Origin of the sequence: Nocardia sp. PE-7 (genome assembly GCF_030486425.1) — a bacterium.
Classification (GTDB): domain Bacteria; phylum Actinomycetota; class Actinomycetes; order Mycobacteriales; family Mycobacteriaceae; genus Nocardia; species Nocardia salmonicida_A.
Window position 1 is genome coordinate 6,354,932 of the sequence record NZ_CP129614.1, and the last position, 23,625, is coordinate 6,378,556.

Here is a 23,625-nt window from a genome sequence, read left to right on the forward strand (position 1 = left end):
CCATGCCTACCACTACTGGGTGGGTTTACCGGGCAAGCTCGACGCAATCGTTGCCTGCCAGCACTGCACGCCCGCCGGGTCGGCGATGTCGGCGCTGTGCACGTATACGGGGTCTTCGCCGGCGCCACGCCGGGCGCGGTAGTCGGCGAGCAGACGGAAAGCGACGGCGCCGAGAGGAATGATCGCGGCCAGGTTGACCAGCGCCATCGCGCCCATGAACACATCGGCGAGGTTCCAGATCAGGCTCACCGAGCCGAGCGCGCCACCGAAGACGGCCACCAGCACCAGGATTCGGAACGCGGTGAGCACCTGTGGACGCGTGGTGATGAATTCGATATTGGCGCGACCGTAGTAGAAGTTGCCGATCATCGAGCTGAACGCGAGCAAGAACACCACCGCGGTGAGCACGTGCCCGGCCCAATCACCCAGCGACGCCTGCAGCGCGCTCTGGGTGAGGTCGGCGCTGCGCCGCTCGGACAGGTCGGGGTCGGTGGTGAGAATGATGAAGGCGGTGATCGAGCAGATCAGCAGGGTGTCGAAGTAGACGCCGAGCGATTGGACGAGACCCTGCTTCACCGGATGCGAGACATCCGCTGCCGCAGCCGCATTGGGCGAGGAACCGAGCCCCGCCTCATTGGAGAACATCCCGCGCCGAATTCCCTGCGCGAGCGCGGTGCCGATCCCGCCGCCGACCACCTCACGCAATCCGAACGCCCCGCCGACGATATCGGCCAATACCCGCGGCAGGTCGGTGATATTGAGTGCCACCACCGCGATACCGAGCAGCAGGTACACGATCGCCATCACCGGAACCAGCACCTCGGTGATGTGGCTGATCCGGCGCACGCCACCGAAGATCACCAGCCCGAGCAGCGTGATCAGACACAGCCCCACCAGCGGGGCGAACCAGTCACCGTCCAGCGCCGACAGCGACGCCCGCCCGGTCGCCACGATGGTGTTGGACTGCACCGCGTTGAACACGAACCCGAAGGTCACCGTGATGATCACCGCGAACGCCAAGCCCTGCCACCGACGCCGCAGTCCGTATTCCATGTAGTACGCGGGGCCGCCGCGAAAGGTCCCCGGCTCGTTCTCGCGACGTTTGTAGAGCTGGGCGAGCGTGGATTCCACGAACGCCGACGCGGCGCCGACCGTGGCCATCGCCCACATCCAGAACACCGCCCCCGGCCCGCCGACGCTGATCGCGGTCGCGACCCCCGCGATGTTGCCGGTCCCCACCCGCGCCGCCGCGGAGATGCTGAAGGCCCCGAACGCCGACACCGATTTCTTCCCGTCGGCGGCCGTCGGCCCCTTCTCCGTGACCACCCGGAACATCTCGGGCAGCATCCGCACCTGCACCACGCCGGTGCGCACCGTGAAGTACACCCCGGCCACGATGACCAGCGGAATCAGCAGCCAATTCCAGAACACATCGTTGACATCGACGATCACCGAGTTCAGGGTGTCCATCCGGCGAACGCTACCGCCGTCGCGCGCCGTGACCGGTCAGGCCGCGCCTCATGTTGCTCAGTGGCTGAGGGCGGAGACGACGAACATGGCGGCCACGCCGAACAGGGTGCACAACAGGGTCAGTCGGGAGGGGTGGCCCGCGTGGGCTTCGGGGAGGATGTCGGCGGTGGCGAGGTAGAGGAGGAACCCGGCGAAGTAGCCCATGTAGAGGCCGATCCAGTTCTCCGGCACGTGGATCACGGTGCCGAGAACGGCGCCTACTACGGGGGCGACGGCGTCGAGAGCCAACAGGGTGAGGGCGCGTTTGCGGGCACTGCCGTAGACGGTGGGAATGGTGAAAGTGTTGAAGCCGTCGGCGAAGTCGTGGCAGATCACGGCGATCGCGACGGACATACCGACGGCCGCGCCCGCCTGGTACCCGAGGCCGATACCGAAACCGTCCAGGGTGCTGTGAAAGATCAGGCCGCCCGCGGCCAGGAGACCGACGGACTCGAAACCGTGCTTGTGCGTACCGAATTCCTGCTCGTGGCCACGATGGATGGCGACCGCCCGCTCGATCACGTGCAGGCTGAGGAAGCCGAGGACCGCGGCGATCAACACATACGGGATACCGCGGAACATGCCGTCGGTCTGTTCGAGCGCCTCCGGAATCAGGTCGAACGCGACCACGCCGAACATCACCCCGGCGGCCAAGCCGAGAACCAGGTGCTTGCGGTCCCCGATCCGCATGGCGACGAAACCGCCGAACAGCGTCGACAACATCGACACCAGGGACAACAGGATCGCCATGAGCTGCCTATTCGTCGGTGGATGCGGCTTCGGACTCGGCCTTCTTGCGCTTCTTCTTCGACGGCGGCGCGTCGACCTCTTCGGTGACCTCGTAGCGGCGCACATACGCGCCCGCGAAACCTTGCAGCGTGGCGGTGACTGGAATCGCGAGCAGAGCGCCGGTCGGCCCGAGTAACGCGGCACCCGCGATCACCGCCCCGAAGGCCACCGCCGGGTGCATGTCCAGGGTGGTCGCGGTGATGCGCGGCTGCAGAACGTAGTTCTCGAACTGCTGATAGGCGACGATGAACAGCAGGATCCACAGGGCGCTGATCGGGTCGTGCACCAGGGCGACCAGCACCGGGAGCGCACCGGCCATATACGTGCCGACGGTCGGGATGAACTGGGAGACGACGCCGACCCACAGCGCCAAGGCGAACGCCGACGGCACATCGAGCACCCGCAGCGCGACATAGTGCGCGATCGCCGAGCACAGCGCGAGCAGGGCCCGCGAGTAGATGTAGCCGCCGGTTTTCTCGACCGCGATGTCCCAGGCCCGCAGCACATGCTTCTGCTTTCTCGGCGGCAGCAGCGAACACACCCAGGTGCGGAAACGCGGGCCGTCGGCGGCGAAGTAGAAGGTGAACAGCAGCACCCCGAGCAGCTGGAACAGCGCGCCGATCGCGACAGTGCCGATGCCCCAGACGTTTCCGGCCAGACCCACCAGATACTTCTCGATCGTGGAACTCCACTCCGAGGCGTACTTGGTCAGGTCGTCACCCGAAATATCCTGGTGGAAGGTCGAATTGACCCAGTTCACCAGATCCTGGACGTAGTCGGGGGCGTTCGCCACCAGCATGGTCACCTGGTTGACCAGCAGCGCGCCCAGCGTCCACACGAACGCGACGATCACCACCAGCAGGGCCAAGAACACCGCGCCGGTGCCCGCCCCACGCCGAACACCGCGCGCGGCAAGCCAATTCACCGCCGGTTCGATCGCGAAGGCGAGGAAGATCGACACCAGCAGTACGGTCAGCAGGCCCTGCATCTTGCCGAGCACCCAGAACGCCGCGATCAACCCGGCCACCGCGAGCACGATGTACAGCAGCGCCCTCGGCAGCCAGCGCGGTGGTGTTCGCACCGACCAGAAGGCGGGCAGGGTCCTCATGTCGCCGGACCGTGCGGCAGGTTCAGCTGATTCGTCCTGGGCAACCACGAATGTCACGGTACCCAGGACGAGCGCCCACCAGCCCGTCGGCGCGCGTACCGCCGACTCGAACAGCTACACCGTGGCGGTGTCGATCACGAACCGGTACTGGACATCGCTGGCGACCACGCGGTCGTAGGCGGAGTCGATCTCGTCGGCGGAGATCAGTTCGATCTCCGCGCCGATCCCGTGCGAGGCGCAGAAGTTCAGCATCTCCTGGGTCTGCGCGACGCCACCGATCATCGAACCGGCCAGTGACCGGCGGAAACCGGCGAGGTTGCGCCCGGTGACGCTCATCGGGTTCTCCGGCAGGCCGAGGATCACCAGGGTGCCGTCGAGGGCGAGCAGGCGCAGGTAGCTGTCGATGGGCAGGTCGGCCGAGACGGTGTTGATGATCAGGTCGAACTGGCCGCGCAGCTGACGGAAGGTTTCCTTGTCGCTGGTGGCGTAGTAGTGGTGGGCCCCCATGCGCAGGCCGTCGTCGCGCTTGCGCAGCGACTGGCTCAGCACCGTCACCTCCGCGCCCAGCGCCGCCGCGATCTTCACGCCGACGTGCCCGAGCCCGCCCATCCCGATGATCGCGACCTTCTTGCCCGGTCCCGCGTTCCAGTGCTTCAGCGGCGAGAACAGCGTGATGCCCGCGCACAGCAGCGGCGCGGCGACGTCGAGGCCGATGCCCTCGGGGATCGCGACGACGAAGCTCTCGTCCACCACGATCTGGGTGGAGTAGCCGCCCATCGTGTACCCGCCCGGCTGCGCGGTTTCGGGGACGCGCGAGTTATAGGTCCAGGTGGGACCGTTGGAGCAGTACTGCTCCTCGCCCGCCAGGCACGGCACACACTTCCCGCACGAGTTCACCAGGCAGCCGACGCCGACCCGGTCACCGACCTGGTACTTGCGCACCGACGAGCCGACCGCGGCGACGATGCCCGCGATCTCGTGACCCGGCACGCACGGGTACTGCGCGCCACCCCACTCGTCGCGCGCGGTGTGGATATCGGAATGGCAGATACCGGCGTACTTGATATCGATCAGCACATCGTCGGGACCGACCTCGCGACGTTCGATCGTGACCTTTTCGAAGGCCCCGTCAGCAGAGGGCTTGGCGTAGGCGGCAGCGGTGCTCATGGCTACATGCCTACAGCCGCATGCGTGCTTTGCCAAGTAGGCCGCGCTCCGACCGCGTCCGTATCGAGACCGGCGGGCGCCGAAAACCGGTCACAATGGATTGGTCGGCTCGCGAGAGAGGACATGTGCTGTGAAGCGTGTCGGACGAGTGCTGGCGACCATGCTGGTCGCGCTGGTCGGGGTGTGCGCGTTCCTCGGGTATCGCGGAGAGTTCGCCCTGGTCGAGCCGGAGTTCGTGGCGCAGGCGCAGGCGCCCGTACTGGTGCCGCTGGACCCCGCGCTGGTCGCGGGGCAGATGGAATCGGTTCTGGTCAATATCGATGTCGACGCGGCCGGTTTCGGCATCGGGGCGGCCGGATCGGGGATCGTGCTCACCTCCGACGGACAGATTCTGACCAGTCATCATGTGATCAAGGGCGCTGAGGCGCTGAGCGTCACCGATATCGCCAACGGACTCGTCTACGAGGCGACCGTGCTCGGCTACGACTCCGGCGCCGACATCGCGCTGCTGTCGTTGGCCGGGGCTCAGGGATTACCGACCGCCCGGCTCGGCACCTCCGCCGACCTGCGGATCAGCCAGGATGTGCTGGCCATCGGCGACGCGGGCGGCGACGGCGGCGAGCCGACCTCGGTCGCGGGTCCGATCACCGATCTGGACGCGACGATCGTCGCCATGAACTCCGCCGACCTGACCCGCAAGGCGCTGAAGGGGATGGTGGAGGTCGCCGCGCCGGTGATGGGCGGGCAGTCCGGCGGCGCGCTGGCCGACGCGTCAGGGGCGGTGGTCGGGGTGATCACAGCGGCCTCCGGCGAGCACGCCAGGGCCGAGGGCAAGCCGGCCAACGGCTACGCCGTCCCGATCGACACCGCCATGCGCATCGTGGCCCAGATCCGTTCGGGAACCCCGACAGACACCGTCCACATCGGCCCCACCGCCACCCTCGGCGTACAGGTCATCGACGCCAGGCCCGCCGGTGCCCAGGTGAGCTGGGCCTTCTACGGCCAGCCCGCCCGCGAGGCCGGTATCACCATCGGCGACGTGATCACCGCGGTCGACGGCGTCTCGATCACCACCGCCAAGGCCCTGAGCGCCGCCATCAATCTCCGCAAGCCCGCCGACGCGATCCGCCTCGACGTCACCGCCCCCGACGGCACCACCCGCACCGTCGAGGCCGTACTCGCCTACGGAACACCCAACTGACCACTCACCCCGACCCATGCGGCACTCCCGCCGTGTCACTCGAGGGTTTGGAGGAGTTCGACGAGGGTGAGGCGGAGCTTTTCCATGTGGGTTCGGCGGTAGAGGGCGGTGTCGTATTCGAGTTGGAGGGTGAGGCGGCCCGCGATGGTGAAGGTGGTGAGTTTCGGGGGCATGGCCGGGCCCATGGCGTAGACGTCGTCGCGGACGAAGGCGATGTCGTCGGGGATCGAATGGGGTTGCAGGCGGCCGATATTGGAGATGGCGATGGTGGGGGGCGCGGAGAGGAGCGCGGCGGTGAGTTCGTCGTCGACGAGTTGGGCGGCGAGGGGGAAGTGGGCGGGTTCGCGGCGGTCCAGGCCGGCGCGCAGGCCGGTCTCGATCGCGTGAGCCAGTTCGAGCTGGGTGGTTTCGCCGCTCGCGTGGACCAGAACGCCCGCGCCCGAGGCGAAGTTGACGACCGTCTCGGCGGGTACCGGCGGGTCGAATTCCGCGCGAACGTCGGCCGCGTACCCACAGAACATCGGCAAGGAGCCTGATTCGGGAAAACGAGTTCGGAAGGCGGTCAGCGCCGTACCGGCGAGCACGCTCGTCACCGAGAGGCCATGGGCGCGCGCCACTGTCACGAGTCCGGCGGTTTCCTCGGCGCTCAGTTCGATGCGCTGCATCGCGAATCGGCCGAGCGGAAGTTCGATGCGCTGCATCGCGAATCGGCCGAGCGGATCGGTATCGGAACCATCGCGGGGCAGTGTTCGCGGCGCGTCCTCGGGGCCCATCGTCGCCGCGCCTGCCCTGATGTCGTTCAGCCATGCTTCGGCCGCTTCGACCGAAACCACTTCGGCCAGCCGGGTATCCATGGCCGCGGGCAGCGCCTGATCCGAATTCGCTTCCGGCACAGCGACACCGGTCGCGTGCGCCGTGTAGTGCCGCCACAGCTGCCCGAGCAACGCGAATCCCGATCTGCCATCGGAGATTCCGTGATGGACGACCAACACGATCTGCTGACGCAGACCCGCCCGCAGCAGGTACGCGCGAAACAGCCCGTCACTCCAGTCCCTCGGCCCGTTGACCAGCGCCAGATACTCGGCTTCCCCGCCTTCGACGATGTCGAGTCGAGGCCGGAACTCGTCGTCACGGACGAAATGGCCGACGCCGTCGTCGGTCACCACCCGACTGCGCAGCAGCGGATGCGCCGCGGCGAGTTCGTCGAGCACTGTCCGCAGGATCGCGGGGTCGAGCACGCCGTGCACCGTGGTGCCGAGAAACAGTGGCATCCCGCCGGTCGGCACGCTGCCGATGGTCGTGCCGGTGCCGAAGAAGCTGGATTCGAACGGGGAGATCGGTCGCCGAGAAGTCATAGTCGAAACATACATCCGTTTCATACGCCTGTCACTGACGTTTGTTTGAAACGTCTGTCACGAACAGGCGTATGCGTCGCTTGCTATCGTGCGCGGGTGGGAACGCGCGAAGATCTCCTGGAAGCCGCCAAGCAGTGCCTGGCCGAACGCGGCTACGCCCGCACCACCGTGCGCGATATCGTCGCCGCCTCCGGCACCAACCTCGCGGCCATCAACTACCACTTCGGCACGCGCGACAAGCTGCTCCAACAGGCGATGCTGGAATCGAGCGCGAGCGCGGTGACGCAGATCCTCGACGCACTGCCCGCGAGCGATCCGGCCGATCCCACCGCCCGCCTCGAAGCGTTCTGGCACAGCCTGATCACCTCATTCGTGGAGAACGCGCCGCTGTGGCACGCCAATGCCGAATGTCTCAACCAGGCGCTGCACTCGCCCGAGCTGCGCACCGAACTCGCTCACGCCCAGGGACGGGCCCGGGCCGGTCTGACCGAGGCCTTCGGCAACGGCGACAGCAATGTCGGCGCGATTCTGCAGACGATGATCGGCGGCCTGCTCCTACAGTGGCTGATCGATCCGGACAACGCCCCCACCGCGCCCGAGCTCACCGCGGGCGCCCGCGCCATGATCCGCGCCTGACCAGCTCGACCACCGAACCCTCGCAGCGATTTCACCCGCTCCGGGCGAGGCGCGCCGCCCGGGTGCCGACGGATGCTGGTCTCGCGCGGTCGATCATGATCGCGCGACGTGGACGCCAGGACGAGGAGCGCACATGCCGGATCAGAACGTGCCCGAATTGACCGCACAGGCCTACCTGTATGGATTCCCCCTGGTCTTCAATCTCGATTCGATCGAGCGATTGCTCCACGAGGGCATCGGCGATCTCCCCGCGACGCCGTTCAACGGCTTCTCTCATGCCCGCACCCTCGCAGGCGCCTCGGCGACTTTCGTCTCGGTCAACAACGACACCGTGTACTCGATCGCCCTGATCGACCTTTCCGTCGGCCCAGTGACCTTCCACGTGCCGGATGCCAGGGATCGGTACTACGTCATGCAGTTCATCGACGCCTGGACCGACAACTTCGCCTACGTCGGCACGCGGGCCACCGGAAACCGCGCGGGCGACTACCTCCTGGTACCGCCGGGCTGGACCGGTACCGCCCCCGATGCCGCGACGGTCATCCATTTCCCCACCGTTGTCGGCGTGATCGTCGGCCGATGGGCTTGCGAAGGCGAGGCCGATCTCCCCGCCGTGCACGCCTTGCAGGACGCGCTGACCTTGACCGCCGCCGACGGGGCCGCCCAGCCGAGGGGACTTCCGTCGCCGGATCCGGCGGTCGCCCCCGACCTGATGTTCCTCGAGAAAGTCCGGGTCTGGTCGCAGGCCTTTCCGCCCGCGCGGCGCGATCTCGCGCTCCAGGAACCGTTCGCGTCGATCGGCCTGACGACAGCGGGCGCCTCGCCCTACCTGTCGCTGGACCCGGACCGTGCGTCCGCGCTGCGCGCCGGATTGGGCGAGGGCCAGGAAGAACTGAGCAACGCGACGAAGGGCGGGGCGGGCGCCGGGGAGAACGGCTGGCAGTTGACGCTGCACCTCTTCGACTACAACATCGACTTCTTCGAGGTCGGCACGGTCGACGACGAGAACTTCAAGATCACCGACCCGACACAGCGAATCCTCGCTCGCGCCGTCGCCGCCAAGGCCGGACTCTGGGGCAACCACGCCTACGAGGCCGCCTACGCGATGATCTACACCGACGGCACCGGCCGGCAGTTGACCGGCGCGAACTCCTACACCCTCCGCCTCGACCCGACCCCGCCGGTCGACGCCTTCTGGTCGATCACCATGTACTCGACCCCGGACTTCTACCTGTGCGCCAACCCGATCGACCGCTACTCGATCGGCGACCGCACCCCCGGCCTCGTCTACGACGACAACGGCGCGCTCACGATCACCATCAGCCATGCCGAACCCGTCGACCCCAAGGCCCGCGCCAACTGGCTCCCCGCTCCCGAAGGCGACTTCCGCCCCTGCCTGCGCATGTACCAGCCCCAACAGGCAGTCCTGAACCAGTCCTACGTCCTCCCCCCGATCACCAGGACCTGACCCCCGGCACGCGAATTCCGAATCACGCTGTGCCCGTTCGCCCAGACAAAAGGGGCGCACCGGAATCCGGTGCGCCCCTTGCCCTGTTCGCTTACTCCTCGGTCGCGGCAGCCGCCTGCGCGGCGAGCGCCCGTCGGCGGACCCGGCGAGCCGCGGCCACCATGTTCCGCAACGACGGCTCCAGCTGCCAGTAGTGACGGGTCTTGAGGCCGCCGTCGGGGTTGGCCCACAACCGTTGCGGGGTCACGGCATCCGCGGCCTGGGTGAGCAGCTCGTCGAATTCGTCGATATCGGGGATGCGGGCCGAGCGGCTCTCGTACACGCCGGGGCCGACGCCGTGGGTGAGGCCGTGGCCGGAGGAGAGGTCCTCGGTGAGCGCCTCGATGACCCATTCGATCGAGCGGGTCGCCACGATCGCGGTGACGTCGGCATCGAGCTGATCGATCGCGTCGACCACCTCGGTGCGGCCGGAATAGCCTATGTGGGTGTGGATCTGGGTGTCGGACCGCACGCCCGAGGTGGCCAGCTTGAACGCGGCGACCGCCCAGCGCAGGTACTCCTCGCGGCCGCGCGGGCGGGCGGGGAGCAGCTCACGGATGGCGGGTTCGTCGACCTGGATGATCGCGATCCCGGCCTTCTCCAGGTCCACCACTTCGTCCCGGATGGCAAGTGCCACTTGATCGGCCGTCTCGTAGAGCGGCTGATCCTGGCGGACGAACGAGCGCGCCAGCATCGTGACCGGCCCGGTGACCATGCCCTTCACCGGCTTGTCGGTGAGCGACTGCGCGTAGGTGGTCCACTCCACCGACATCGGCGCGGGCCGCGCCACATCGCCGTAGACGATCGGCGGGCGCACACACCGCGAGCCGTACACCTGAACCCAGCCGAAACGGGTGGTCGCGAAGCCGTCGAGCTGTTCGGCGAAGAACTGGATCATGTCGTTGCGCTCGTGCTCACCGTGCACGAACACGTCGAGGCCGATGTCTTCCTGGAGCCGGATCGTCGCCTCGATCTCGGCCTCGACCAGCTTGCGGTAGTCGTCGTCGGACAGCCGTCCCGAGGACACCTCGTGGCGGGCCTGACGCAGTTTGCCGCTCTGCGGGAACGAACCGAGCGTGGTGGCGGGCACCAGCGGCAGGTTCAACCGTTCCTGCTGCGCGGCCGCCCGCTCGTCGTAGGGCGCGCGTTCGCGCATCTGCGGCGTCACGGCGTACACGCGCTGGCGCACCGCGTGCTTCTGCTTGAAGTGCACCTCGGTGGGCCGCTTGCGCCAGTTCTCCGACGGGCCCTCGGTGAGCGCCTTGGCGAGCGAGACGACCTCGCCCACCTTCTGTTTCGCGAAGGCGAGCCGGTCGGCGACATTGCCCTCGATGTCGTACTCGGCGAGCACGTCGTAGGGCACGTGCAGCAGCGTGGTGCCGGTCGACACCACCAGATCCGGGCACACCTCGGCGATCGCGTTCAGGTAGTTCAGCGTGACCACCCGGTCGGCGCGCCACACGTTCTGACCGCTGATGACACCGGCGTAGATCCGCTTGCGCTTGATGCCGGGGATCGCCGCCAGTTCCTCCGGCTGCATTCGGTAGGACGCCAGGTCGAGGCCGATCGCCTCGACATTGCTCGCGGCCAGAATCCGCAACGCCTCGCCGAAGTCGCCGTACTGCCCGGTGACCAGGATGCGCGGACGCAACGGCGCCTTCGCCAGCTGGTTGTAGGCCTTCTCGAACGCAGCCAGCTCGGCGGGCGTGCGCTCACCGGTGAAGCAGGGCTCGTCGAGCTGCACGCAGGTCGACCCGCGCTTGGCGAGGATCTCGAACAGCTCTTCGTAGAACGGCAGCAGCTGATCGAGCAGGCTCAACGTGTCGAACTCGGTCTCGCCCGGCACGTGCCCGGCCTTCGACAGCAGCAGCAGCGACACCGGCCCGAGCACCACCGGACGCAGCTCGATCCCACGGGCGGCCGCCCGGTCCCACTCGTCGAGCAGGGCCTCGGGATGCAGCGAGAACGTGGTGTCGGCGTCGAGTTCGGGCTGACGGTAGTGGTAGTTGGTGCCGAAGAATCGCACCAGCTCGAGCGGCGGGGTGTCCGGGTTGCCGCGCGCCATCAGGAAGTAGAAGTCCAGCGGGTCCAGACCCTCTTGGAATTCCTTGAAACGCGAGGGCACCGCACCGAACAACAGCGCGTTGTCGAGGATGTGGTCGTAGAAGGAGAAGGTGTTACCCGGCACCTGCGAGAGTCCGGTGGCGGCCAGCTCGTTGAACTGACGCTCCTGGATATCGCGTCCTACCGTGAGCAGTTCCTCGCGTTCGAGCGATCCGCGCCAGTACGACTCGAGCGCGCGCTTGAGCTCTCGGTGCGGACCGATCCTCGGGTATCCGAGAACGCTCGACCCGAATCCATCGGTGACGTTGACCATGACCGCCGATACTCCCTTTCGATCACACGCTGCACTCGACATAACACCGGATGCGCACGCGCGTCCGGCAACAGCAGCTTAGGCCGCGAGAACGGCCCTTCGCCGTTCCCCCTGCAAACCACCTGGAAAAGGCCGAAGGCCACCGGCATCGCGTCGCAGCTGATGTCGGTGGCCTCCGGTGAGCAAACTTCTATTTGCCGTACTGGTAGAACCCGGCTCCGGTCTTCTTACCGAGCAGCCCGGCTTCGACCATGCGCATCAGCAGCGGCGGAGCCGAGTAGAGCGGCTCCTTGAACTCGGAGTACATCGAGTCCGCGATGGACTTCACGGTGTCGAGGCCGACGAGGTCGGTCAGCGCCAGCGGGCCCATCGGGTGGGCACAGCCGAGCACCATCGCCTTGTCGACGTCGTCCTTGGTGGCGAAGCCCGACTCGACCATCCGGATGGCCGAGAGCAGGTACGGCACCAGCAGCGCGTTGACGACGAAACCGGAGCGGTCGGCCGAGCGCACGATCTGCTTACCCAGGATCTCGGCGGCGAACTGCTCGGCGCGCTTGGCGACCGGTTCGCTGGTCTTGAGCGTGGTGACCAGCTCGACCAGCGGCAGCACCGGCACCGGGTTGAAGAAGTGCAGACCCACCACGCGCTCGGGGTTGGCGGTGGCGACGGCGATCTTCATGATCGGGATCGAGGAGGTGTTGGAGGCGAGCACGGCGTTGGGGTCGGTGACGACCTTGTCCAGCTCGGCGAAGATGGCCGTCTTGACCTCTTCGTTCTCGACAACGGCCTCGACCACCAGCTGACGATCGGCGAAGTCGCTCAGATCGGAGGTGAAGCGCAGCCGCCATGCGGCCTGCTCGCGCTCACGCTCGGTGATCTTGCCACTGCTCACGCCACGATCCAGCGAACGCAGGATGCGGGCGCGACCCGCAGCGGCGAGTTCACGGGTGGTCTCGTAGACGAGGACGTCGACGTGCGCGCGTGCGCACACCTCCGCGATGCCCGCGCCCATCTGTCCGGCGCCGATGATGCCAACGCGCTGAATCTTCTCGCTGCTGCTCACGTCCCGCTCCTGCTGTGTGTCTGGCTGTGGGGTGGCTGGGGAGGTCATAGCGACCAAAGTATAGGGATGCCCTCCCTCACCGAGGGCTGATCGGCGAGGGAGGGCGTACACCCCTACCGGAGTAGAGGAAAGGCGTTGCCGGTCAAAGCAACTCCGAGGGGGATCAGTGGAACTGACCCTCTTCGGTGGAGCCCTTCAGGGCGGCGGTCGACGTGTTGGGGTCGACGGTGGTGGCGATGGTGTCGAAGTAGCCGGCACCGACCTCACGCTGGTGCTTGATGGCGGTGAAGCCACGCTCGGCGGCAGCCTTGAACTCGCGCTCCTGCAGGTCGACGAACGCGGTCATGCCCTCGCGAGCGTAGCCGTGCGCCAGGTCGAACATGCCGTAGTTGAGCGAGTGGAAGCCCGCCAGGGTGATGAACTGGAACTTGAAGCCCATCGCGCCGAGCTCACGCTGGAACTTCGCGATGGTCGCGTCGTCCAGGTGCGCCTTCCAGTTGAACGAAGGCGAGCAGTTGTAGGCCAGCAGCTGGTCCGGGAACTCGCTGCGAACCGACTCGGCGAACTTGCGCGCGACCTCGAGATCCGGGATACCGGTCTCCATCCAGATGAGGTCGGCGAAGGGGGCGTAGGCCTTGGCACGCGCGATGCAGGGCTCGATGCCGTTCTTCACACCGAAGAAGCCCTCGGCGGTACGGGTGCCGTCCAGGAACTCACGGTCGCGCTCGTCCACATCGGAGGTGATGAGGGTGGCGGCCTCGGCGTCGGTGCGGGCGATGATCACCGACGGCACGTCGGCGACGTCGGCGGCCAGACGCGCGGAGGTCAGGGTGCGGATGTGCTGCTGGGTGGGGATCAGCACCTTGCCACCGAGGTGGCCGCACTTCTTCTCCGAAGCCAGCTGGTCTTCCCAGTGCACACCGGCGGCGCCGGCCACGATCATGGCCTTCTGCAGCTCGTAGGCGTTCAGGGCGCCACCGAAGCCGGCCTCGGCGTCGGCCACGATCGGGGCGAGCCAGTTCTTGACCGACTCGTCGCCTTCGACCTTGGAGATCTCGTCGGCGCGCGACAGGGCGTTGTTGATGCGACGCACGACCGCGGGAACCGAGTTCGCCGGGTACAGCGACTGGTCCGGGTAGGTGTGGCCGGACAGGTTGGCGTCACCGGCGACCTGCCAACCGGACAGGTAGATGGCCTTCAGGCCGGCGCGAACCTGCTGCACGGCCTGGTTGCCGGTGAGGGCGCCCAGCGAGTTGATGTAGTCCTCGTTGTTCACGAGGTCCCACAGGATCTCCGAACCGCGACGGGCGAGGGTGTGCTCCTCGACGACGTTGCCCTGCAGCTTGGAAACCTGCTCGGCGGAGTAGGTGCGGGTCAGGCCCTTCCAACGCGGGTTGGTGTCCCAATCCTGCTGGATTTCCGCTGCGGTCTTCGGGGTGCCGGGGAGAGACATCTCTTGACTCCACTTCCTCGTGTGGTCGGTGCTCCACGCAGTCGGCGTGCGAATCAACCGGCGGCTGAAGGCTTTCGGTTGCACATCTCGTACTGCTGGAGCAATTTGCAGGCTTGCTAGGACTTACTAGGGCCCAAGGGGTGTACTTCCAAACAATGGCACACCCGGAAATAGCCGTCTACCTGTTGGTTGTGTGAATCTCAGCTAGTTTTGACGACGCGTTTGCTAACTTTGCGAAATTAGCGGGCGGATTGCAAGCATCGGGCCTACCGACGGGTAGCGCTGACCAGGAGTTTTAGCATAACGCTCGTACTGTTAGCGATCATCGGGTGGGCGCCCTCCGACACTCCCGAGCCTTCCAGCGTGTGAGTCGTTTCACACACCACGCCGGACACGAATGATGTGCGTGTCGTCACTCGATTCGGTCACGACGCGCGGATTCCCCCATCGCCCCCAGAAGTGGGTGCACCGAACCGCGTGCGAGACACTCACCCACCGAGACAGGTTGCTCGGAAGACGAAAGAGTGGGTCCATGAGGATTTCGAGGATGGCGGCGGCATCGCTGACCGTATTGGCGGCGGCATTGAGCCTGGTACCGGTGGCGAGCGCGCAACCGTCCGACGCGGCGGGCACGGTCGTCGGCGTCGAGTCGCTGTCCGCCGCGGCGACCCTGCCCGGTTCCGCCCGGGCCGAGCGCCTGCTCTACCGTTCGACCACCGCGGGCGACCAGCCGACCACCACCAGCGCGGCCGTGTACTTCCCCGCGGGCCAGGCCCCGCAGGGCGGCTGGCCGGTGATCGCGTGGGCCCACGGCACCGTCGGACTCGGCGACGACTGCGCCTACAGCGTGGCCGGACCCGCCGCGATCGAGCGCGACTGGGCCTACCTCGGCGCCTGGTTGAACCAGGGCTACGCGATCGTCGCCGCCGACTACGCGGGCCTCGGCGGCCCCGGCGAACATCCCTACCTCAACGGCGTCGCCGAAGCGCACAACGTGGTCGACGCGGTGAAGGCCGCGACCGAGCAGTACTCGTCCCTGTCGAACAGGTGGGCCGTGGTCGGCCAGTCCCAAGGCGCGGGCGCCGCGGTGTTCACCGCCCGCTACGCCACCGAATTCGGCGGTCCCGACCTGGACTACCGCGGTGGCGTGGGCACCGGCGTCCCCGCCTACATCGAGGACGTCATCCAACTGCTCGGCCCCGGCGTGCCTCCCGTCGCCCTGAGCTCACACCTCACCGCCTACGTGCTGTACATCCTCAGCGGCCTGCGCACCACCTACCCCGACCTGGACATCGACGGCCTGCTCACCGACACCGGCCGCACCTGGCTCGCCCGCGCCCAGACCGCCTGCATCGGCCCCCTCGGCGACGAACTCGCCGCCGCGAAGCCCTCGATCGGCAGCATGTTCGCCCGCCCCATGTCCTCGATCCCCGACGTCCACGGCCTGCTCGCCCACTACATGGGCCTGCCCGAATCCGGCTACGACCGCCCGCTCTTCCTCGGCCAGGGCCTCCAGGACACCGACGTGGTCACCCCCGAGACCCTGCGCTACGCCGCGGTCCTGCAAGCCGACCGCCAGCCGCTCACCTTCCGCACCTACCCCACTGATCACGACGGCACCGTCAACGCCTCCCTGGTCGACTCGGTGCCCTTCGTCAGCGCCTTGTTCTCCTGACCCGGTACGAAAACGGCCCCGAGCTACGCCAAGTAGCTTGGGGCCGTTATGTTTTCGAACGTACAGTCGCAGGCGTGAGAATTATTCGATCCGCCGTCCTTGCCGCGTTCGTGCTGCTGCTCGCACCGGCCTTCGCGCACGCCGACCCGCCGCCGATCTTCACCCAGGAAGAACAGTGCGACACCACCCGCACCCTGGTCGACAACGTCCGCGCCGCGAAACCCGATGCGACGCCGGAAGAGATCGCGAACACGTTCGTCGAGTACATGGATTCCCTCGGCGCCTACAACCGCGTCCCGCAGGCCAAGGAATCCGATCGACAGATCACGCTGAGCAACATCGAACGCTGCGGTCTGGCGTAGGCGCCGAGTCGACGTCGACCCCCGCGCGCAGCGGGGTCGACGTCGCGCGATCAGTCACCGAGGAGCCGAACCCCCGCCGGGTGGACTTTGCGCCAGTGTTCGGCGATGTCGATACGGCGCGTAGTCCACACCCGTTCGTGCGATTGGACATGGTCGAGGAACCGCTCGAGGGCTGCGGTGCGGGCGGGACGGCCCGCGATGCGGCAGTGCAGGCCGATCGACAACATCTTCGGGGCGCCTTCGGCCCCTTCGCGGTAGAGCACGTCGAAGGCGTCGCGCAGGTGGGCGTAGAACTCGTCGCCGTTGGCGAAGCCGGCCGCGGAGGAGAAGCGCATGTCGTTGGTGTCGAGGGTGTACGGCACCACGAGGTGGTTCTGCCCGCGCACCTCGGTCCAGTAGGGGAGGTCGTCGGCGTAGGAATCGGAGTCGTAGACGAAACCGCCCTGTTCGACGACCAATTCGCGGGTGTTCGGGGAGTCGCGACCGGTGTACCAGCCGAGAGGAGCCGCACCGGTGAGGTCGGTGAGCACGCGGACCGCTTCGGCCATGTCGGCGCGTTCACTCTCGCGATCGATCAGCTGATAGGACTTCCAGCGCAGTCCGTGGCAGGCGATTTCGTGGCCGAGTTCGGAAAAAGCCGCTACCGCTTCGGGATTGCGTTGCATCGCCTGCGCCACGGCGAAGACGGTGAGCGGTAGGCCGCGCCGTTCGAAGGCGCGCAGCACCCGCCACAACCCGGCGCGCGAGCCGTATTCGTAGAGCGATTCCATGCTCATGTGCCGGTTCGGAAAAGCGTCGGCGGGGGTCATCTCGGAGAGAAAGGTCTCCGAGTGCGGCGAACCGTCGAGGACGTTGTTCTCCCCGCCCTCTTCGTAATTCAGCACGAACTGCACCGCGATCAGCGCGCCGTCGGGCCACTGCGGGTCGGGCGGATTCGGTCCGTATCCGACGAAATCGCGAGGCTCGCTCATGCGCTGAGCTCCCCGTAGAGGCGCAGTCGGGCGAGGCCGCCGTCGGGATAGATGTCGAGTCGTACCTCAACCACCGAGGCCGCCACGAGGGGGAGCGCGAAGCGATGCCGGGTGTCGGGGAGCAGGTCGGTGCGCGGCAGGAGTTCGACTTCTGTTCCGTCACTGGTCACTCCGGTGAGCGACGCGGAGCCGGGGCTGTTCCCCAGGAAGCAGGAGGTGTCGATCTCGGCGAGACGGATCGCGCCGGGGCCCGCCAATTTGATGCGCACCCAGTCGTTTCCGTCGTCGCGGCGACGCGCTGTCTCCCAGCCGTCGCCCATCTCCCTGGCCAGGCCGGGATAGAGCATCTGGTTCGGCGAACTGTAGAAGCGGTTCGAGCAGTCGAGCACGAGGGCGCCGTTTTCCAGCGCGGCGAGGTCGAGCGGGCCGAGACCGAGGAGCGCGGTATCGGGGCGACCTTCGCCGTGCACGCGAAGGCGGGCCACGCCGCCATCGGGATGCATGGTGAGTTTCACATGGGTCCAGCGGTTCTCGTCGTCGACGGCGAACGGATTGCGGCTGTCGCCACCGACCTTCACGCGGTCGAGCAGAGTCACCCAGTCGGTGCGGGCGGCGATCTCCTCGGCGGGCGGGTAACCCCCGATCGCCAGCGCCGACAACGACACCTCGGGCGGGAAGTTGCCCTTGAACCAGGCGGTGTCCACCACCACGCCGCGGATCACGCCGGGTACGCCCAGGCGCACGACGGCCGAATCGTCACCGGGTCTGCCGCGATGCCTGCGGGTTTCCCAGCCGTCGTAGACCTGGCCCTTGTGCCCGAACGTCGCCGGCCGGTATTCCGACGGCCCCGGACTCACGAGGTTCTCCTTCTCCGCGAAGAATTCGTCGTTCGCCCAGATCACCGAACCGCCGAGGGTACGGACGGCCAGATCCGGGAGCAGGGTGAAATCGTCGCTGCCGTTGACTCGGCTCACGGGTGCCTCCTCTGGTCGGGTTCGATATTACTGGTATACCGCTATTTGCGGCGGGTAGCTCATGCCGGACGCTCCCGCCGAGCGGCGAGGTCGAGCAGAACATCGCCGGTCAGGTCAGGGGCCTTCGCGAGAAGTTCGGCCTCGGTGAACGCCCCGGCCCGCAGGCCACGCAGCACGGTGTTCGCCAGCGCTTCGGCGGTGGCGGGCTCGTCCAGCACGCCCCCGCCACGCCGGTCCAGATAGGCGATCAAGCGCGGCACCGCCACCTCGGACGCGCTACGGAAGAAGTCGTAGGTGGCGAGCCAGCGGGTGATCAGATGACCGGGGTGCATGTCCCAGCCCTGGTAGTAGCCGCGACGCAGCGCTCGGTCGACCAGGCGGTGATGGTTGGCCATAGCGGCCTCGGGATCGACATCGGGGACGATCTGGGTGGAACCGTCGCAGATCCACACCCCCGTCTGCGCGGCCGCGACCTGCATCACCGACTTGGCGTAGTCGGCGGCGGGGTGGTCGAGGGCCTGATCGGTGGCCGCGATGCCGCAGGCGGCGGTGTAGTCGTAGGTACCGAAATGCAGTGCGCTACAGCGTCCGTCGGCCAGCTGGATCATCTTGACGATCGGCGCGGTGCCGTCGGGGGCGATGATCGCCTGCGGGCTCTCGATCTGCAGTTCGAACCGCAGCGACCGTTCGGGCAGGCCGTGGCCACGCTCGAGCCCGGTGCACAGATCGACGATCGCCGACACCTGTTCCGCGGCGCGGATCTTCGGCACCGTGAACACGAAGCCGGGCAGCGCGCCGCCCGCCCCGTCGAGGACGAGTTCGAGGGTCCGCAACGCGCGCCGACGTTCGTTGGCGGCCGGCCCTTTCGTCCGAACCCCGAAGGAGACCGGGGCGCCGGGCTTTTCGGACCACGCCGCCAGCGCCTCCCCCGCCACCTTCGCCGCCGCGTCCTCCTCCTCGTCGGTCCGGAACCCGTAACCGTCCTCGAAGTCGATGCGCATGTCCTGCACCGGCCGGTCCGCGAGCCGGCGGCGCACGGCGGGCAGCGAGCCGGTGACGTCGAGGCCGACGAGGAAGTCGGCGTGGCGATGCAGCAACTCCGAGGCGGTGGCACCCCACTCGTCGGGGGTCTGCGCGGTGGCGCGGTCGGCGGGAACGTAGGCGGTGTGCACGGGTTGGACCCGGTCACCGGCCCCCGGGTAGCGCACGCGCAGTTCGGCGTCGACGGAGTCGAGAACGGAGTCGATGCGGGCTCGAATATGTTCGGGCAGGCGAGTATTCACCCGGCGGTTCCTTCCTTGATGGCCCGCCACACCCGGTCGGCGGTCATCGGTAATCGGTCCGGGCGGACACCGACGGCGTCGCGGATCGCGTTCGCCAGGGCGGGGGCCACCGGGTTGTAGGGGGACTCACTCATCGATTTGGCGCCCAGCGGGCCCAACTCGTCACTCGTTTCGGCGAAATAGACCTCCGTGCGGGGCAGATCGGCGAACTGTGGAACGTGATAGTGGCGCAGCGTCCTAGTGGTCACCACACCGTATTCCGACCGCATGTCCTCGTAGAGCGCGGTACCGAGTGCCTGCGCGACCCCGCCTTCCACCTGCCCGCGCAACTGCACCGGGTTGAGCACCGTGCCCGCGTCGGCGACCTGGATCGATTGCAGAATCCGTACCGTGCCGGTCGAGGGCTGGACCGCCACCCGGAACGCGTGCACATTGAAACTCACCGAGCGCGGGGTGCCCGCGTGGGTGCCGTGGGCGATCAGCTCCCCGTCGGCGAGCAGTTGGGCCGCGGTGATCAGCTCGTCGCCGCAGCGAACCCCGCCCGCTTCGAGCAGGCAGTCGCGTTCGGGGTGGCCGCTCACCTTGGCCGCCCTCGCCAACATCATCGCGTGCAGTTCGAGCGCCGCCGCGTAGGAGGCTTTGCCCGCGACCATGGTGCCGGTGGAGCCGAACGCGCCGGTGTCGTGGCCGACCACGTCGGTGTCGGACTGGCGGATGACGATCCGCTCGGCGGCGGTGGCCAGCGCCGTCGCCGCGAGCTGGGCGTGGACCGTCGTGGTTCCGTTGCCGAATTCCGCCGTGCCGACGCCTATTTCGTAGCGCCCATCGGCGAGCAGGCTCGCCGTGGCATCGGCGTGGTGTCCGCGCGGAGGTACGGTCGCGATCATGGCCACGGCCATTCCCTCCCCCACCTGCCAGTGCGGGCCGGGCGCCGCGACACCGTTGCCGCGACGCAATGCCTGCTGTGCGGTGTCGAGGCATTGGTCGAGACCGTAACTGCCGAAAGTCAGGTCGGACTCGTCGATTTCGGCGGCGGTGAACTGATCGCCCGGAATCACCACATTGCGCCGGCGGAATTCGAACGGGTCGATGCCGAGCTCGCGGGCCAGTTCGTCGATCGCCGATTCGACGCCGAAGATCACCTGGCCGAGCCCGTATCCCCGGAAAGCGCCGGAGGGAACATTGTTGGTGTACACCGCTTGCGCGTCGACCCGCTTGTTCGGGCAGCGGTAGACGGCCACCGATTCGCCGACCGAATGGAACATCACGCCCGCGCTGTGATTGCCGTAGGCGCCCGCGTCGGCGAGGACGTCCACCGAGAGCGCGGTCAGGACCCCCGCCGCGTCGGCTGCCACGGTGACAGCGACGCGCATCGGGTGACGGCATGTGGCCGAGGTGAATTCGTCGGTGCGGGTGAACTCGTATTGCACGGGATGCCCGGTGCGCAGCACGGCCAGCGCGATGAGATCCTCGGCCAGCATCTCCTGCTTCGCCCCGAATCCGCCGCCCACGCGAGTCGCGAACACCCGCACGCGATCTCGATCCAGTTCGAACAGGTGGCACAGTTCGTCGCGCACCAGAAACGGCACCTGGGTGCTCGAACGGACGACGAGCCTGCCCGTGTCGTCGAGCCAGCCGATTCCACCATGGGTCTCCAGGTGCACATGCTGCACGCGAGGTGAATTCCACACGCCACTCACCACTTTGGCGGCCTGCTCGATTCCCGCGTCGAAATCACCGACACCACCGTGGATCTCGGCGATCAGATTGCGCCGCGCGTCGGCGATCCGTGCCGAGTCCGGCTTGTCGGCATGCAGCAACGGCGCGCCGTCGGCCAATGCCGCCTCGGGCTCGAACACGGCGGGCAGCACCTCGTACTCCACGCGCAGCGCTCGCACCCCCGCCCGCGCGGCGTCCAGGGTCTCGCCCACCACCGCGGCCACCCGCTGACCCACGAACCGGACCGTGCTGTCGAGCACGAAGGTGTCGTCCGGATCGTCCTCGCGCAGTTCGTGGCGAGCCGTGGAGAACGCGGTCCGCGGACCATCCACATGCGTCAACACCGTGTGCACACCCGGCACCGCCCGCGCCGCGGCCACGTCGATGGAGACGATCCGCGCGTGCGCGTGCGGACTGGCCAGCACGGCCAGATGCCAGGGAGCCACCGGCGGCATCTGCTCCCCCGCCCCCGGCACCACGTCCATCGTGAACGCCTCCCCACCCCGCACGATCCGCGCCCCCGCGGGCGCCCCCACCCCGTCCCCGATCTGGCCCGGCCGATACTTCCGCCGCATCACCCCACCGACCCGCGCCTCCACCACCGACACGGCGGACACCCCGACCTCGGGCCCTTCTTCGGCCGAGACCGCGGTGACCTCGCCGGCCAGATGCCCGCCCACATAGGACTCGGCACCAGGCCCCTCCGCGACGATCGGCCCAGCCGCTCGCGCCACCTCGTCACCTCGCGGCCGGACTTCGTCACCAGGCGAACGAGCTGACCGACCGTCATCGCTGCTCGCCGTGGTAGCCGCAGACAGGTCCGGCAGCGTTCCCGCGTCCGCCGATTCCACCTGCGACTCCGCGCCGCGACCGGCACCCGCCCGCTGCGCGACTTGCTCGGTAATGCCGCGCGAGGCCGACGCACTACTGTCGAATCGGTCAGCGGTCGACTCATGACCGGCCTCCCCTATGCACAACGTGCCGGATTCTCCCGAACGGCGCTGCGCCGAGTCGGCCTCGGTAGTTGTGCACAGTGATGCACAGGGTGCGGCCACAGCGTCGGCGATGGCGCGATAACCCGTGCAGCGGCACAGGTTTCCCTTCAACAGCTCGGCCCGTTCGGCGTCGGTGATTGCCTGGGCAGCAGAGTTGTCCACAGCTGTGTCGGGCCGAACGGCGGCCAGACCCGACGCTGTCACCACCATTCCAGCGGTACAGAAACCACATTGGAACCCGGCGTTCTCCACGAAGCTGCGCTGCACCGGGTTCGGCCCGTCCGCATCGCCGAGTCCCGCGGCGGTCGTCACCGCACGGTCGGCGGCGCGGTGGGCCGGGATCAGGCAGGAGTGGACGGGCTCGCCGTCGAGCAACACCGAGCACGCGCCGCAGTCGCCGGAGTCGCATCCCTTCTTGACCGCCAGCTCACCGTGTTCGCGCAGCAGCGTGCGCAGGCACTGACCGGGCCGCGCGCTCACTTCGACCGCGCGGCCGTCGATATCGAGCCTCATGAACCACCTCCGTGTTCCGTGGTCAGCACGAGGCGGCCGCGCAGGCCGCCCTCGGCCAGTCGGGTGTGCGCGGCGGCGGCCTGCTCCAGTGGCAGCGTGTCGGCCACGCGCAGGGCGAGGTCGTAGCCGGCGAGGGTGGCGAGGGCGGCACCGTCGGCGCTGATCCAGGTGTGGTGAACGCGGATGCCGCGCAACGGAATCGGATCGGCGCCGCCGACAACGGTGACGAAAGCTCCTCGATTGCGCACTGCGGCCAGCGCTCCGGCGCTCAGGCCCGCGGTGTCGAGCACGGCGTCCACGCCACCGGGCACCAGCGCACGAGCCGCCTCGGCCAGATCCGGTGTCTCGCGGGGCAGCACCCACTGCGCACCGAGCCCGCGCAGGAGGTCGGCATCGTCGTCACCGGCCTGCGCGATCACCCGAATCCCCCGCCACCGCGCGGCGATCTCGACCGCGAACCCGCCGACCGCACCCGCCGCGCCGGTCACCAGCAGACTGTCGCCTTCGGCGAGCGCGAGCAGATCGAGCGCCTGAAAGGCGGTGAGCCCGTTCAGCGGCAGCGTCGCGGCCTCCACCGCCGATCGGCCGAGGGGGGCCGCCGCCACCGCCGACGCGTCGAGCACGAGGTAGTCCGCATAACTGCCGAGCGAGCGGTCGAGCAGATCACGAAGGCCGATCACGGGCTCCCCCACCGAGAAGCCGTGCACCCCGGCACCGATCTCGTCGATCTCGCCCGCCACGTCCCACCCGATCCCGGTCACCGGTCGCGGCGCCATCAACCCGGCCTCGACCAGCGCACCGGCCCTGGTCACCGCGTCGACCGGGTTCACCGCGGCCGCCGACACCCGGATCCTGACCTGGCCGGGCCCCGGCGCGGGCACCGGCACCTCGACGAGTTCGAGTGCTTCCGGTCCGCCGAAGATGTGGACGACAACTGCGCGCATGATGGTTTCTCTCTTCCGTAGGTA

18 protein-coding genes are annotated in these 23,625 nt (G+C 67.9%); 5 read left to right on the top strand and 13 right to left on the bottom strand.

The features are described 5' to 3' along the window. Positions 1-12: 12 nt before the first annotated feature. The 4 genes from QX204_RS29745 to QX204_RS29760 form a co-directional block, all read right to left on the bottom strand. Positions 13-1,470 (bottom strand): alanine/glycine:cation symporter family protein, encoded by a 1,458-nt coding sequence (locus tag QX204_RS29745; RefSeq protein WP_301903785.1) that lies wholly within the window; start codon positions 1,468-1,470, stop codon positions 13-15. A gap of 57 nt (positions 1,471-1,527) precedes the next feature. After that, positions 1,528-2,259, bottom strand: a complete 732-nt coding sequence (locus tag QX204_RS29750) for a ZIP family metal transporter (protein WP_301903786.1) — start codon at positions 2,257-2,259, stop codon at positions 1,528-1,530. Positions 2,260-2,266: 7 nt separating this feature from the next. Continuing rightward, a complete protein-coding gene (locus QX204_RS29755; protein WP_301903787.1) occupies positions 2,267-3,406 on the bottom strand; it encodes an AI-2E family transporter in 1,140 nt (379 codons plus the stop codon). Between the two features lie 114 nt (positions 3,407-3,520). Next, on the bottom strand, positions 3,521-4,573 hold the full coding sequence (locus QX204_RS29760) for an NAD(P)-dependent alcohol dehydrogenase (RefSeq protein ID WP_301903788.1): 1,053 nt from the start codon (positions 4,571-4,573) through the stop codon (positions 3,521-3,523). Between the two features lie 130 nt (positions 4,574-4,703). Here QX204_RS29760 and QX204_RS29765 point away from each other — a divergent pair, with 130 nt between their 5' ends. Next, a complete protein-coding gene (locus tag QX204_RS29765; protein WP_301903789.1) occupies positions 4,704-5,774 on the top strand; it encodes a S1C family serine protease in 1,071 nt (356 codons plus the stop codon). Between the two features lie 35 nt (positions 5,775-5,809). Here the strand turns inward: QX204_RS29765 and QX204_RS29770 are convergent, their stop codons facing one another. Then, a complete protein-coding gene (locus QX204_RS29770) occupies positions 5,810-7,129 on the bottom strand; it encodes a phthiocerol/phthiodiolone dimycocerosyl transferase family protein (RefSeq protein ID WP_301903790.1) in 1,320 nt (439 codons plus the stop codon). Between the two features lie 96 nt (positions 7,130-7,225). On the opposite strand from QX204_RS29770, the gene QX204_RS29775 reads away from it, so the two are divergent. Both QX204_RS29775 and QX204_RS29780 read left to right on the top strand, forming a co-directional pair. Next, positions 7,226-7,765: a TetR/AcrR family transcriptional regulator gene (locus QX204_RS29775; RefSeq protein ID WP_301903791.1), complete on the top strand. Its 540-nt coding sequence runs from the start codon at positions 7,226-7,228 to the stop codon at positions 7,763-7,765. 133 nt (positions 7,766-7,898) lie between these two features. Beyond that, a complete protein-coding gene (locus QX204_RS29780) occupies positions 7,899-9,233 on the top strand; it encodes a DUF1254 domain-containing protein (protein WP_301903792.1) in 1,335 nt (444 codons plus the stop codon). 91 nt (positions 9,234-9,324) lie between these two features. Here the strand turns inward: QX204_RS29780 and metE are convergent, their stop codons facing one another. From metE to aceA, 3 genes are all read right to left on the bottom strand, one after another. After that, entirely contained in the window at positions 9,325-11,649 is a 2,325-nt protein-coding gene (metE, locus tag QX204_RS29785; protein WP_301903793.1) for a 5-methyltetrahydropteroyltriglutamate--homocysteine S-methyltransferase, read from the bottom strand. 190 nt (positions 11,650-11,839) lie between these two features. After that, entirely contained in the window at positions 11,840-12,661 is an 822-nt protein-coding gene (locus QX204_RS29790) for a 3-hydroxybutyryl-CoA dehydrogenase (RefSeq protein WP_228537367.1), read from the bottom strand. 214 nt (positions 12,662-12,875) lie between these two features. Then, positions 12,876-14,165: an isocitrate lyase gene (aceA, locus tag QX204_RS29795; protein WP_067450000.1), complete on the bottom strand. Its 1,290-nt coding sequence runs from the start codon at positions 14,163-14,165 to the stop codon at positions 12,876-12,878. Between the two features lie 532 nt (positions 14,166-14,697). Between aceA and QX204_RS29800 the strand changes: the two genes are divergently transcribed. Both QX204_RS29800 and QX204_RS29805 read left to right on the top strand, forming a co-directional pair. After that, a complete protein-coding gene (locus tag QX204_RS29800; RefSeq protein WP_301903794.1) occupies positions 14,698-15,840 on the top strand; it encodes an alpha/beta hydrolase in 1,143 nt (380 codons plus the stop codon). Positions 15,841-15,914: 74 nt separating this feature from the next. Continuing rightward, complete coding sequence (locus tag QX204_RS29805) at positions 15,915-16,202, top strand: hypothetical protein (protein WP_301903795.1); 288 nt, start codon at positions 15,915-15,917, stop codon at positions 16,200-16,202. A gap of 50 nt (positions 16,203-16,252) precedes the next feature. Here QX204_RS29805 and puuE read toward each other — a convergent pair whose 3' ends face one another. Genes puuE through QX204_RS29830 form a run of 5 tightly spaced genes read right to left on the bottom strand, consistent with a single transcriptional unit; the run spans position 16,253 to position 23,601 of the window. Continuing rightward, entirely contained in the window at positions 16,253-17,173 is a 921-nt protein-coding gene (puuE, locus tag QX204_RS29810) for an allantoinase PuuE (RefSeq protein ID WP_301903796.1), read from the bottom strand. Then, entirely contained in the window at positions 17,170-18,147 is a 978-nt protein-coding gene (gene alc / locus QX204_RS29815; RefSeq protein WP_301903797.1) for an allantoicase, read from the bottom strand. The genes puuE and alc overlap by 4 nt, the downstream gene beginning before the upstream one ends. A gap of 59 nt (positions 18,148-18,206) precedes the next feature. Then, positions 18,207-19,430, bottom strand: a complete 1,224-nt coding sequence (locus QX204_RS29820) for a DUF6986 family protein (protein ID WP_301903798.1) — start codon at positions 19,428-19,430, stop codon at positions 18,207-18,209. After that, complete coding sequence (locus QX204_RS29825; protein WP_301903799.1) at positions 19,427-22,657, bottom strand: molybdopterin-dependent oxidoreductase; 3,231 nt, start codon at positions 22,655-22,657, stop codon at positions 19,427-19,429. Before QX204_RS29825 ends, QX204_RS29820 begins: the two co-directional genes overlap by 4 nt. Beyond that, positions 22,654-23,601, bottom strand: coding sequence for an NADP-dependent oxidoreductase (locus QX204_RS29830; protein WP_301903800.1), 948 nt, complete (start codon positions 23,599-23,601; stop codon positions 22,654-22,656). Before QX204_RS29830 ends, QX204_RS29825 begins: the two co-directional genes overlap by 4 nt. Positions 23,602-23,625 lie beyond the last annotated feature (24 nt).

Bases quoted from the DNA above. Each gene is read 5' to 3' on its own strand.
- QX204_RS29745 (WP_301903785.1), bottom strand. From the start codon at position 1,470: ATGGACACCCTGAACTCGGTGATCGTCGATGTCAACGATGTGTTCTGG.
- QX204_RS29750 (WP_301903786.1), bottom strand. From the start codon at position 2,259: ATGGCGATCCTGTTGTCCCTGGTGTCGATGTTGTCGACGCTGTTCGGC.
- QX204_RS29755 (WP_301903787.1), bottom strand. From the start codon at position 3,406: ATGAGGACCCTGCCCGCCTTCTGGTCGGTGCGAACACCACCGCGCTGG.
- QX204_RS29760 (WP_301903788.1), bottom strand. From the start codon at position 4,573: ATGAGCACCGCTGCCGCCTACGCCAAGCCCTCTGCTGACGGGGCCTTC.
- QX204_RS29770 (WP_301903790.1), bottom strand. From the start codon at position 7,129: ATGACTTCTCGGCGACCGATCTCCCCGTTCGAATCCAGCTTCTTCGGC.
- QX204_RS29780 (WP_301903792.1), top strand. From the start codon at position 7,899: ATGCCGGATCAGAACGTGCCCGAATTGACCGCACAGGCCTACCTGTAT.
- metE (WP_301903793.1), bottom strand. From the start codon at position 11,649: ATGGTCAACGTCACCGATGGATTCGGGTCGAGCGTTCTCGGATACCCG.
- QX204_RS29790 (WP_228537367.1), bottom strand. From the start codon at position 12,661: ATGGGCGCGGGCATCGCGGAGGTGTGCGCACGCGCGCACGTCGACGTC.
- aceA (WP_067450000.1), bottom strand. From the start codon at position 14,165: ATGTCTCTCCCCGGCACCCCGAAGACCGCAGCGGAAATCCAGCAGGAT.
- QX204_RS29800 (WP_301903794.1), top strand. From the start codon at position 14,698: ATGAGGATTTCGAGGATGGCGGCGGCATCGCTGACCGTATTGGCGGCG.
- puuE (WP_301903796.1), bottom strand. From the start codon at position 17,173: ATGAGCGAGCCTCGCGATTTCGTCGGATACGGACCGAATCCGCCCGAC.
- QX204_RS29825 (WP_301903799.1), bottom strand. From the start codon at position 22,657: ATGAGGCTCGATATCGACGGCCGCGCGGTCGAAGTGAGCGCGCGGCCC.
- QX204_RS29830 (WP_301903800.1), bottom strand. From the start codon at position 23,601: ATGCGCGCAGTTGTCGTCCACATCTTCGGCGGACCGGAAGCACTCGAA.